Origin of the sequence: Pseudomonas sp. B20 (assembly GCF_020515755.1) — a bacterium.
GTDB classification, from domain to species: domain Bacteria; phylum Pseudomonadota; class Gammaproteobacteria; order Pseudomonadales; family Pseudomonadaceae; genus Aquipseudomonas; species Aquipseudomonas syringae.
Window position 1 is genome coordinate 1 of record NZ_JAHPJG010000040.1, and the last position, 11,296, is coordinate 11,296.

Here is an 11,296-nt window from a genome sequence, read left to right on the forward strand (position 1 = left end):
CACAGAGCGCGTCAACCGTTAATTTCAAAAATCTTCACCCTGACTTGCGATGCCCCAGCAAAGACGGGAGATCCTCTTTAAAGACGATCTCCCTTCCGCAGAATTTACAGGCTCGGAAAGGCAAATTGCGACGCTTCGTGGCTAGCACGTTGCGGCCAGCGCTGAGTAATGGCCTTGCGACGGGTATAGAAGCGCACACCATCGGGACCGTACGCATGCAGGTCGCCGAACAGGGAACGCTTCCAGCCACCAAAGCTGTGATAAGCCACCGGTACTGGCAGCGGAACGTTGACCCCTACCATCCCCACTTCAATCTCGTCGCAGAACAGACGCGCCGCTTCGCCATCGCGGGTAAAGATGCAAGTGCCGTTGCCGTATTCGTGATCGTTGATCAGTTGCATGGCCTGCTCAAGGCTGTCCACGCGCACGATGCACAGCACCGGCCCGAAAATCTCTTCTTTATAGATACGCATCTCTGGCGTCACGCGATCGAACAGGCAGCCGCCCATGAAGAAACCCTGTTCGTGCCCGGCAACCTGAAGATTGCGCCCATCGACCACCAAGGTCGCGCCCGCTTGCACACCGTCTTCTATATAGCCGCCGACCTTGTCGCGATGCTGCCCGGTGACCAGTGGCCCCATGTCCAGGCCACAGGTCGTGCCCGCACCGATCTTCAGGCTCTGGATTTGCGGAACCAGTTTGGCCACCAATGCATCAGCGATCTGATCGCCGACGCACACCGCGACCGAAATCGCCATGCAACGCTCGCCGCAGGATCCGTAGGCAGCGCCCATCAAGGCACTCACGGCATTGTCCAGATCGGCATCCGGCATCAACACCGCATGATTCTTGGCGCCACCCAGCGCTTGAACGCGCTTGCCCCGCGCTGCGCCTTCCTTATAGATGTACTCGGCAATCGGCGTAGAACCGACGAAACTCAGCGCCTTGACCTCCGGCGCTTCGATCAGCGCATCGACCGCGACCTTGTCACCGTGAACCACATTGAGCACACCCTTCGGCAGCCCCGCTTCATGCAGCAGCTCGGCAATTAACAATGTGGAGCTGGGATCGCGCTCCGATGGCTTGAGGATGAAGCAGTTACCGCACGCAATGGCCAGCGGGTACATCCACAGCGGCACCATCGCCGGGAAGTTGAACGGGGTGATACCGGCAACGATACCCAGCGGCTGAAAGTCAGACCACGCATCGATGTTCGGCCCGACATTGCGACTGTATTCACCCTTGAGCACTTCAGGTGCAGCGCAGGCGTATTCGACGTTTTCAATACCGCGCTTCAGCTCGCCCGCCGCATCTTCCAGGGTCTTGCCGTGCTCCTCACTGATCAATTGGGCAATGCGAGCCTCGTTCTGCTCAAGCAACTGCTTGAAACGGAACATCACCTGAGCACGCTTGGCCGGTGGCGTATTGCGCCACGCCGGAAAGGCAGCCTTGGCCGAGTCGATTGCCTTCTGGACTGTTTCGCGATCGGCCAGCGCCACGGTGTGGATAACCTGCCCGGTCGACGGGTTGAACACATTGGCGCTACGACCTTCAGCAGAAACGAACTCGCCGTGGATCAGGTGTTGAATGCTGCTCATGGAAAACTCCGGATAAAGGCAGCGGGCGTGAGTCAGCTCACACCCGATGCGATAAAAGCACGTATATAAGAAGAGAGCGCTGCCAGCGCGGTCAGTCGATCAGGTTCAGGGTTTCGCCGACGGCATCGAACAATCGATCCAGATCCTGCGCCTGGCTATTGAAGGTCGGCCCGAATTGCAGGGTGTCACCGCCAAAGCGCACGTAGAAACCGGCTTTCCACAGCTTCATGCCCGCCTCGAAGGGCCGCACGATGGCATCGCCGTCACGCGGTGCGAGCTGGATGGCACCCGCCAGACCGTAATTGCGGATATCGACCACGTTTTTCGCGCCCTTGATACCGTGCAGCGCACGTTCAAAATGCGGTGCGACGGCTGCGGCCTGCTGCACCAGGTTCTCGCGTTGCAGCAGTTCAAGCGCCGCCAGCCCGGCCGCACACGCCACAGGGTGGGCGGAATAGGTATAGCCGTGAGGGAATTCGACGGCGTACTCCGGCGTCGGCTGGTTCATAAACGTTTGATAGATCTCGCTGCTGGCGATTACCGCGCCCATGGGGATGGCGCCATTGGTGATCTGCTTGGCGATGCACATCAGGTCAGGCGTGACACCGAAACTGTCGGCGCCAAACATCGAGCCCGTACGACCGAAGCCGGTGATGACTTCATCGAAGATCAGCAGGATATTGTGCTGATCACAAATCTCACGCAGGCGCTTGAGATAGCCTTGCGGCGGAACGATCACACCGGCCGAGCCCGACATGGGTTCGACGATCACTGCAGCGATGTTCGACGCATCATGCAACTCGATCAGCTTGAGCATCTCGTCAGCCAGCGCGATACCGCCCGCCTCGGGCATGCCCTTCGAGTACGCATTGCTGGCAAGCAGGGTGTGCGGCAAGTGGTCGACGTCCATCAACTGGCCGAACATCTTGCGGTTGCCATTCACTCCACCCAGGCTGGTGCCCGCCACATTCACGCCGTGATAGCCGCGTGCCCGACCGATCATCTTGGTCTTGGTCGCCTGGCCTTTCAGCCGCCAGTAGGCGCGTACCATCTTAACCGCCGTATCCGCGCACTCGGAACCCGAGTTGGTATAGAAGACGTGGTTGAGATTGCCCGGCGTCAGGTCGGTAATCTGTTCTGCCAGCTGGAACGAAAGGGGGTGCCCGAACTGAAAGCCCGGCGAGTAATCCAGCACACCCAGCTGCCGGGACACGGCTTCCTGAATTTCCTTGCGAGTGTGCCCGGCGCCACATGTCCACAGACCGGAAAGCGCATCGTAGATCTTGCGTCCCTTGTCGTCTGTCAGATAGCTGCCATGCGCGGCCACGACCATGCGCGGGTCGCGCTGGAAATTTCGGTTCGCGGTGTAGGGCATCCAGTGAGCATCGAGCTTCAACTGACGGGTGACAGGCACATCGGACACTTCGAACATATTCATGGGAGCAAGCCTCGCAGGCGCTAAACGATCGGTCATTGCAGCCAAGGTGCCACGCGGCTAAAGTTCATAAAACCCGATTTTTACGATCTTTGGTTTGGTAAACACTAAACAATGAATATCCGTCGTTCCGATCCGGTGTCGCAGGTCAGTGATTTTGATATCCGCTTGCTGCGCCTATTCAAAAGCGTTGTCGAGGCGGGTGGCTTTTCTGCGGCTGAAAGCGTGCTCGGCATTGGCCGATCAGCGATCAGCCAGCAGATGAGTGATCTGGAACAGCGCCTCGGCCTGCGCCTGTGCCAGCGAGGCCGCGCCGGTTTTTCGCTGACCGACGAAGGGCGCGAGGTCTATCAGTCGTCGTTGCAACTGCTCAGCGCGCTGGAAAGTTTCAGGACAGAGGTCAACGGCCTGCACCAGAACCTGCGCGGCGAACTGAACATCGGCCTGACCGACAATCTGGTCACCCTGCCCCACATGCGCATCACCCATGCCCTGGCCCGGCTGAAAGAGCGCGGGCCGGGCGTGCACATCAACATCCGCATGATCGCCCCCGCCGAAGTCGAGCGCGGTGTACTCGACGGAGGCCTGCATGTCGGTGTCGTGCCGCAGGCCAGTGCCTTGCCGGGGCTTGAGTATCATCCGCTGTACAGCGAGCGTTCGCTGCTCTATTGCGCGGTCGGGCATCCGCTGTTTTACGCCGACAATGCCACGCTGGATGACGCACGCCTCGCACAACAGGAAGCTATCGCTCCGACCTTTCGCCTGCCCAACGATGTTCAGGACCACTATCAGGCACTCACCTGCACGGCCAGCGCGTCCGACCGGGAGGGCATCGCCTTCCTGATTCTGACCGGCCGCTACATAGGCTACCTGCCCGATCATTACGCCAACGCCTGGGTGCAGGAAGGCAGGCTGCGCGCATTGAAACCGGATTCGAAGTTTTACGACCTCAACCTGGTGACCGTCACCCGCAAAGGCCGGCGCCCTCATTTGGTGCTGGAGAGCTTTCTGGAAACACTTGCCGCTACCCGATGACACATTTCTGTCCGGCACCTAGCCGGTTTACAGACGCTGCAGCGCGGGTTGAAAGCGCTATCAGGCTGATATTTATTGAAATAACCGGACTCAAATAAAAATAACCTGAGCAACTGGACAGTTTTTTGCAGTAGTCCCGAACAACGACACGCCAGCACATGGCATTTCCCCGTCCGAGACCTCGCCATGCAGCCTGAAACACTCGACAACGATGATCTGATCTACGGCCTGAACGACCGCCCCAAACCCTGGACGGCCATTTTGGCAGCGTTCCAGCACGTTCTCGCCAGCTTCGTCGGAATCATCACCCCGCCCCTGATCATCGGCTCGACCCTCGGCCTGACCCAATACATGCCGTACCTGATCAGCATGGCCTTGATGGTCTCGGGCACCGGTACGTTCATCCAGGCGCGCCGCCCGTTCGGTATCGGCGCGGGCATGATCTGCCTGCAAGGCACCAGCTTCGCATTCCTGGGCGCCGTGTTGTCCGCAGGCTTTCTGGTCAAGCAGCGCGGCGGCAGCCCGGAGGACATCATGGCGATGATCTTCGGCGTGTGCTTTTTCGGTGCGCTGGTGCAGATCGCACTGAGTCGCTGCATTGGCCAGTTGCGAAGGGTCATCACGCCGCTGGTGACCGGCATTGTCATCACGCTGATTGGCGTGAGCCTGATCAAGGTGGGCGTGACGGACCTGGGCGGCGGCTTCAACGCGCCGGACTTCGGCGCCCCGGTGAATCTGGCGCTGGGCGCGTTCGTTCTGGCCGTGATCATTGTGCTCAATCGCTCGACTACGCCCTGGGTACGTTTGTCAGCCATCATCATTGGCCTGGCGGTCGGCAGTCTGGCCGCGTGGTTCAGCGGCAAACTGGTGCCGCAGCCCCTTCACGACCTGCCATTGATCAGCGTTCCGATGCCCTTTCGCTTCGGCTTCAATTTCGACTGGAGCGCTTTCCTGCCTGTCGCGCTGATTTATCTGATCAGCAGCATCGAGACGGTCGGCGACCTGACCGCCAACTGCATGCTCGCGAGCCAGCCCATCAGCGGCCCGAGTTACCTGGCCCGCCTCAAGGGCGGCGTGCTTGGTGATGGTGTCAGCTGCATGATCGCCGCGACCTTCAGCGCATTTCCCAATACCACCTTTGCGCAAAACAACGGTGTGATCCAGTTGACCGGCGTTGCCAGTCGCTATGTCGGGCTGTACATCGGCGCGGTGCTGTTCGTGCTCGGGCTGTTTCCGCACATTGGTGCCATCGTTCAGCAGATCCCTAAGCCGGTGCTCGGCGGCGCAACGCTGGTCATGTTCGGCAGCGTCGCGGCCGCCGGGGTGCGCATTCTGGCCCAGTCGCCGCTCGACCGACGCAGCATGCTGATCATTGCGACGTCATTGGGTGTCGGTCTGGGCATTGCGGCGCAGCCTGCGCTGCTGCATCAATTGCCGAAACTGGTGCAGAACCTGTTCGATTCGGCCATCACCAGCGGCGGTATCACGGCCATTGTCATGTGCCTGCTGATTCCGGAAAGCAAAGTCGCCGCCGTTCCGACCGCCGATGCGGCGGAACCCGAACCTGTGGAGCAACCACGATAACTTTGCATGCCGCGCCCGCACCGACGCTTGCGAGATGCTCGCCGGTGCGCTATCTGTTCATCCGTCGCGCCCTACGACCTGTCCGGAATTGCCCATGACCCTTGAAGTCCCCGCACACAGCGCTCACGTCACCAAGCCTGCAAGCCGTATTCGTCAGAAGAACGAAGAAGCGATCATTCAGGCGGCCGAAGATGAATTTGCCCGCCACGGTTTCAAGGGCACCAGCATGAACACCATCGCGATCAAGGCCGGGCTGCCAAAAGCCAATCTGCATTACTACTTCACCAACAAACTCGGCCTGTATGTCGCGGTGCTCAGCAACATCATCGATTTGTGGGACAGCACCTTCAACCACCTCAGCGTCGAAGACGACCCGGCAGAGGCGCTGGCCCGCTATATTCGCGCAAAGATGGAGTTCTCGCGCCGCCAGCCACAGGCTTCGCGGATCTTCGCCATGGAGATCATCAGCGGCGGCGAATGCATGAGCGAGTACTTCAGCCAGGATTACCGCCTGTGGTTCCAAGGCCGGGCCGCGGTCTTTCAAGCCTGGATCGACGCCGGCAAGATGGACCCCGTCGACCCGGTGCACCTGATCTTCCTGCTATGGGGCAGCACCCAGCACTATGCCGACTTCGCCTCGCAGATCTGTCGCGTCACCGGTCGCTCCCGACTGACGCGCCAGGACATGGATCAGGCCAGCAACAATCTCATTCGGATCATCCTCAAAGGTTGTGGGCTCACGCCGCCAGCCTTGTAGAATCGTCGCCTTGACGTCAGCTGGACACACGCATGCCTTTTACCCTGGTCGGCCCTTGCGAGTTTCGTGAAGAAATCCGCAAGAGCCGCTTCATCACCCTCGCCGCCCCCATCGCCAGCCCGACCGACGCGCAGGCGTTCATCGAGCAGCACAGTGACCTGAACGCCACTCATAATTGCTGGGCCTGGAAGCTCGGTGGTCAATACCGCAGCAACGATGACGGCGAACCGGGCGGCACTGCAGGCAGGCCGATTCTGGCCGCCATCGAAGCGCAGGCGTTCGATCAGGTCGTGGTGCTGGTGATCCGCTGGTACGGCGGTATTCAACTGGGAACCGGCGGCCTGGCCCGCGCCTATGGCGGCGGTGCCAACAAATGTCTGCAGCAGGCCGAGCGTCTGCCGCTGATCCAGCGCGCGTCGTTCCACCTTGAATGCAGCTTCAGTGAGCTGGCGCTGGTCAAGCTGCGTCTCGGCGAATTGAACGGGCTGGTGGAAAGCGAAAACTTCATGGCCAACGGTGTGCAGATGTCCATCGCCATCGGCCCCGAGCACACCGACACCCTGCAGCGCCAACTGGCTGACTTGAGTCGCGGCAGAATCCTTCTGCACGCAGCGCCGGAGCAATAGCCGGAGCCTTTGCGCAACATGTCAAAACTGCCCACATCTACTGTGCATCCAGCTGTGGATAAGCTGAGCACACTCCACCGCGAGCCTTGCCGGGCTTGCGTTTCAGGCCAATGATCGTTTTTTGAGCAATTGCCGTGCGTGGATCCATAAAGAGTGCAAAAACAGCCTGTTAGCGCTTCTTAGTGCCTTTGGATGTTAACCGCCGCCGCATTATTCTCACTCAACCCGATTGCGCACAGTATCTGTGGAAGAACCTGTGGATAACAGGTGCAAGGGTCGCGCATTGGTTCAGCGCACCGCCCTCCACGTCCGCTGTACATTTTTTGCTCAAATCAAAGGGCCACATTGGCCCGCGTTCAACATGCACGCCCCGAACTGGTGCCGAAACGAGCGCGCTCGATGGGCGAAGGCCGGTGACAGGGCCGAAAACTCCGTGCCTGGCCTTGATTCCGCGTGCCGGACGCGAATCCTGACTCCTTGGCCAGGATTTTGCTTTATCCACACGCGACCCACTTCTGCCTCAGAGCCTTTCATGTCAAACCACGCGATACCTGCGCGCCTGCAACTGCGCCACATTACCAAACGGTATCCCGGCTGCCTGGCCAACGACGCTGTCGACCTGACGATTCAGCCCGGAGAGATTCACGCCCTGCTGGGTGAAAACGGTGCGGGCAAAAGCACGCTGATGAAGATCATCTATGGCGTGACGCAGCCCGACGCAGGGACGATCATCTGGCAAGGCCAGGCGCAGACCATGCGCAATCCGGCGCAGGCCAGAAGCCTGGGCATCGGCATGGTGTTCCAGCATTTTTCGCTGTTCGAAACCCTCAGCGTCGCGCAAAACATCGCGCTGGCCATGGGCGCAGCGGCAGGCACGCCCAAACAACTGGAGCCGCGCATCCGCGAGGTCTCACAACGCTACGGCATGGCGGTGGAACCCCAGCGGCTGGTCCACAGCCTGTCGATTGGTGAGCGGCAGAAAGTCGAGATCATTCGCTGCCTGATGCAGGACATTCGCCTGTTGATCCTCGACGAACCCACGTCGGTGTTGACGCCCCAAGAAGCCGAGGAACTGTTCGTGACCCTGCGGCATCTGGCTCAAGAAGGCTGCAGCATTCTGTTTATCAGTCACAAACTGGGCGAGGTGCGCGCGCTTTGTCACAGCGCAACCGTGTTGCGCAACGGCAAGGTCTCCGGGCACTGCATTCCCGCTGACTGCTCCGATCTGGAACTGGCGCGCTTGATGGTCGGCGATGCCGAAGGGCTGACCGCTCAGTATGAGAAAGTCAGCGGCGGCACAGCCTTTTTGCGCATCGACAAACTGTCCTGGCACAACCCGGACCCGTTCGGCTGCTCACTCAAAGACCTCAGCCTGGAAGTGCGCAGCGGCGAAATCGTCGGTATCGCGGGCGTGGCCGGTAATGGTCAGGATGAATTGCTGGCGCTGCTCAGCGGCGAACAGACCTTGCCCCACGCCCAGGCGGCAACCCTGCGTTTTGAGGATGCCCCGGTCGGCAACCTGCGCCCCGATGCGCGGCGCAAGCGTGGCCTGGCATTCGTCCCGGCCGAGCGTCTGGGACATGGCGCAGTACCGGAACTCAGTCTTGCCGACAACGCGCTGCTTACCGCCTTCCAGCAAGGGCTGGTGAGCAATGGCCTGATCCAGCGCAGCAAGGTGCGCGCGCTGGCTGACGAAATCATTCGGCGCTTTGCAGTCAAGACGCCGGATGCACAGGGCCCGGCGCGCAGCCTGTCGGGCGGCAACCTGCAGAAATTCATCCTCGGTCGGGAAATCCTGCAAAAGCCGAAACTGTTGATTGCCGCGCATCCCACCTGGGGCGTGGATGTCGGCGCTGCAGCGGCGATCCATCGGGCGCTGATTACCTTGCGCGACGCGGGGGCCGCGATTCTAGTGATCTCCGAAGACCTGGACGAGTTGTTCCAGATCAGCGACCGACTCGCCGCCCTGAGCGGCGGACAGCTTTCCGACCTGATCCCCACTGAACAGACCAGCACCGTGCAAATCGGCGGCTGGATGGCGGGACAGTTCGATCATTCTCAAACCCAAGCCCACGTGCCGGGTTAACGGAGCAAAACATGCTGCTTTCTCTGGAACCGCGCGGCCAGCAATCGCGCGCGATGTTGTGGTGCTCCCCTTTACTGGCTGCGGTGCTGACCCTGGTCTGCGGTTCGCTGCTGTTCATCGGCCTGGGCCTGAACCCTGTGGTGACGCTGCACACCTTGCTGATCGCGCCGGTCAGCGACTGGTATGGCCTGTCGGAATTGATGGTCAAGACCCTGCCGATTCTGCTCTGCGCGCTGGGTCTGGCGGTCGCCTATCAGGCGCGCATCTGGAACATCGGGGCGGAAGGCCAGTTGCTGCTCGGCGCATTGGCCGGCAGTGCCGTGGCGGTGAACATCATCGAGATGGAGAGTCGTTGGGCGCTGGTCATGGTGTTGCTGGCCGGCACCCTCGCCGGCGCGGCCTGGGCGGGCGTGACCGCCTGGCTGCGCACGCATTTCAACGCCAATGAAATTCTCACCAGCATCATGCTCAATTACATCGCCCTCAACTTGCTGCTGTACTTCGTCCACGGGCCGCTCAAGGACCCTGCCGGCATGAACTTCCCGGAGTCAGCGACCTTCGGCGACGCCAGCCGTCTGCCGCTGTTGATGGAGGATGGCCGCGCGCACATCGGCGTGTATTTCGCCCTGTTTGCGCTGGTCGCGGTGTGGGTGCTGCTGCAACGCAGTTTCGTCGGTTTTCAGATCAAGGTGCTGGGCCTGGACAAGCGTGCTGCCGGGTTTGTCGGCTTCCGTGAAAAACGCCTGGTCTGGCTGGCCCTGTTGATCAGTGGCGCGCTGGCCGGGCTGGCGGGCGTATCGGAAGTGACCGGGCCGATTGGCCAGCTGGTGCCCCAGGTCTCGCCAGGTTATGGCTATGCCGCGATCACTGTGGCCTTTCTCGGCCGCCTCAACCCCATCGGTATTCTGTTCTCCAGCCTGTTGATCGCCCTCCTGTATCTGGGCGGGGAAAGCGCGCAAATGACCTTGAACCTGCCGTTGGCAATCACGCAGTTATTTCAGGGGATGATGCTGTTTTTCCTGCTGGCCTGTGATGTGCTGATTCTCTATCGCCCACGTCTGAAACTGCACTGGGCCAAGCGCCAGATGACACCCGTCACAGGAGCCGTATGATGGATATCGACCTGCTGAGCAATATTTTCTACGCCATGGTCCGTTGCGGAACCCCCTTGCTGCTGGTGGCGCTGGGCGAGCTGATCTGTGAAAAAAGCGGCGTCATCAACCTCGGTCAGGAAGGCATGATGCTGTTTGGCGCAGTGATCGGTTTCATCGTCGCCCTGAACACCGGCAACCTCTGGCTCGGCGTGCTGCTGGCGATGCTCGCCGGCATGCTGCTCTCGGCGCTGTTTGCCCTGGTTGCGCTGGTGTTCAACGCCAATCAGGTCGCGACCGGGCTGGCGCTGACCATCTTCGGTGTCGGCCTTTCCAGCTTCGTCGGGGCCGCCTGGGTCGGCAAACCGTTGAGCGGTTTCGAGCCGGTCGCCATCCCGCTGCTCAGCGACATTCCGCTGATCGGCCGCATGCTGTTTGCTCAGGACCTGCTGGTCTACCTGTCCTTCGCCTTGTTCGCGCTGGTCGCCTGGGCACTGCTGAAAAGCCGCGTCGGGCTGATCATCCAGGCCGTCGGTGAAAACCCCGATGCCGCCAGCGCCATGGGTTTGCCGGTGTTGCGCGTGCGCACCCTCGCGGTGCTGTTCGGCGGCGCAATGACCGGGCTGGCCGGGGCTTATCTGTCACTGGCCTACACGCCGATGTGGGCAGAAAACATGAGCGCCGGGCGTGGCTGGATTGCCCTGGCACTGGTGGTTTTCGCCAGCTGGCGCGTGTGGCGCCTGCTGCTGGGTGCCTACCTGTTCGGTCTGGCCAGCATTCTGCACCTGGTCGCGCAGGGCATCGGCCTGGCCATCCCATCCAACCTGCTGGCGATGCTGCCGTATGTGGCCACCATCATCGTCCTCGTCCTGCTCTCCCGCGACGCCTTGCGCACCCGGCTGTATGCGCCGGTATCGCTGGGACAGCCATGGCGGGCGGGGCATTGATGGCTTACACATACCTGATGGATTATCGTGCGACGCTCCGCGTCGTATGCCGTTCGGGACGCTCTGCGTCCGATCCTGAATGCGCAGCGCGGCGCAGATCTGTGACGCAGAGCGTCACGAACGGCATTCCCACGATA

Annotated in this window: 9 protein-coding genes; 7 read left to right on the forward strand and 2 right to left on the reverse strand. The window is 60.9% G+C overall.

Features of this window, described 5'->3' with window-relative positions:
- Positions 1–104 precede the first annotated feature (104 nt).
- Both LIX91_RS25280 and LIX91_RS25285 read right to left on the reverse strand, forming a co-directional pair.
- The gene (locus LIX91_RS25280; RefSeq protein WP_003422228.1) at positions 105–1,598 is read right to left on the reverse strand and encodes a CoA-acylating methylmalonate-semialdehyde dehydrogenase; all 1,494 of its coding nucleotides are present in this window, start codon (positions 1,596–1,598) and stop codon (positions 105–107) included.
- A 91-nt stretch (positions 1,599–1,689) separates the two neighbouring features.
- The gene (locus LIX91_RS25285; RefSeq protein WP_003414655.1) at positions 1,690–3,036 is read right to left on the reverse strand and encodes an aspartate aminotransferase family protein; all 1,347 of its coding nucleotides are present in this window, start codon (positions 3,034–3,036) and stop codon (positions 1,690–1,692) included.
- 111 nt (positions 3,037–3,147) lie between these two features.
- Here LIX91_RS25285 and LIX91_RS25290 point away from each other — a divergent pair, with 111 nt between their 5' ends.
- The 7 genes from LIX91_RS25290 (at position 3,148) to LIX91_RS25320 (ending at position 11,159) form a co-directional block, all read left to right on the forward strand.
- Positions 3,148–4,068 (forward strand): LysR family transcriptional regulator, encoded by a 921-nt coding sequence (locus tag LIX91_RS25290; protein ID WP_003414652.1) that lies wholly within the window; start codon positions 3,148–3,150, stop codon positions 4,066–4,068.
- A gap of 186 nt (positions 4,069–4,254) precedes the next feature.
- On the forward strand, positions 4,255–5,652 hold the full coding sequence (locus LIX91_RS25295; RefSeq protein WP_226489393.1) for a uracil-xanthine permease family protein: 1,398 nt from the start codon (positions 4,255–4,257) through the stop codon (positions 5,650–5,652).
- 94 nt (positions 5,653–5,746) lie between these two features.
- Positions 5,747–6,409 (forward strand): TetR/AcrR family transcriptional regulator, encoded by a 663-nt coding sequence (locus LIX91_RS25300; protein ID WP_003318629.1) that lies wholly within the window; start codon positions 5,747–5,749, stop codon positions 6,407–6,409.
- 32 nt (positions 6,410–6,441) lie between these two features.
- On the forward strand, positions 6,442–7,035 hold the full coding sequence (locus LIX91_RS25305; protein ID WP_003414648.1) for an IMPACT family protein: 594 nt from the start codon (positions 6,442–6,444) through the stop codon (positions 7,033–7,035).
- A 532-nt stretch (positions 7,036–7,567) separates the two neighbouring features.
- Complete coding sequence (locus tag LIX91_RS25310; protein ID WP_003414645.1) at positions 7,568–9,121, forward strand: ABC transporter ATP-binding protein; 1,554 nt, start codon at positions 7,568–7,570, stop codon at positions 9,119–9,121.
- An 11-nt stretch (positions 9,122–9,132) separates the two neighbouring features.
- The gene (locus tag LIX91_RS25315; protein ID WP_003414642.1) at positions 9,133–10,233 is read left to right on the forward strand and encodes an ABC transporter permease; all 1,101 of its coding nucleotides are present in this window, start codon (positions 9,133–9,135) and stop codon (positions 10,231–10,233) included.
- On the forward strand, positions 10,233–11,159 hold the full coding sequence (locus LIX91_RS25320; protein WP_226489394.1) for an ABC transporter permease: 927 nt from the start codon (positions 10,233–10,235) through the stop codon (positions 11,157–11,159). The genes LIX91_RS25315 and LIX91_RS25320 overlap by 1 nt, the downstream gene beginning before the upstream one ends.
- Positions 11,160–11,296 lie beyond the last annotated feature (137 nt).

What these genes read in the sequence shown, in the direction of transcription:
- LIX91_RS25280 (WP_003422228.1), bottom strand. Translation starts at nt 1,598, where the DNA reads ATGAGCAGCATTCAACACCTGATCCACGGCGAGTTCGTTTCTGCTGAA.
- LIX91_RS25285 (WP_003414655.1), bottom strand. Translation starts at nt 3,036, where the DNA reads ATGAATATGTTCGAAGTGTCCGATGTGCCTGTCACCCGTCAGTTGAAG.
- LIX91_RS25290 (WP_003414652.1), top strand. Translation starts at nt 3,148, where the DNA reads ATGAATATCCGTCGTTCCGATCCGGTGTCGCAGGTCAGTGATTTTGAT.
- LIX91_RS25295 (WP_226489393.1), top strand. Translation starts at nt 4,255, where the DNA reads ATGCAGCCTGAAACACTCGACAACGATGATCTGATCTACGGCCTGAAC.
- LIX91_RS25300 (WP_003318629.1), top strand. Translation starts at nt 5,747, where the DNA reads ATGACCCTTGAAGTCCCCGCACACAGCGCTCACGTCACCAAGCCTGCA.
- LIX91_RS25305 (WP_003414648.1), top strand. Translation starts at nt 6,442, where the DNA reads ATGCCTTTTACCCTGGTCGGCCCTTGCGAGTTTCGTGAAGAAATCCGC.
- LIX91_RS25310 (WP_003414645.1), top strand. Translation starts at nt 7,568, where the DNA reads ATGTCAAACCACGCGATACCTGCGCGCCTGCAACTGCGCCACATTACC.
- LIX91_RS25315 (WP_003414642.1), top strand. Translation starts at nt 9,133, where the DNA reads ATGCTGCTTTCTCTGGAACCGCGCGGCCAGCAATCGCGCGCGATGTTG.
- LIX91_RS25320 (WP_226489394.1), top strand. Translation starts at nt 10,233, where the DNA reads ATGGATATCGACCTGCTGAGCAATATTTTCTACGCCATGGTCCGTTGC.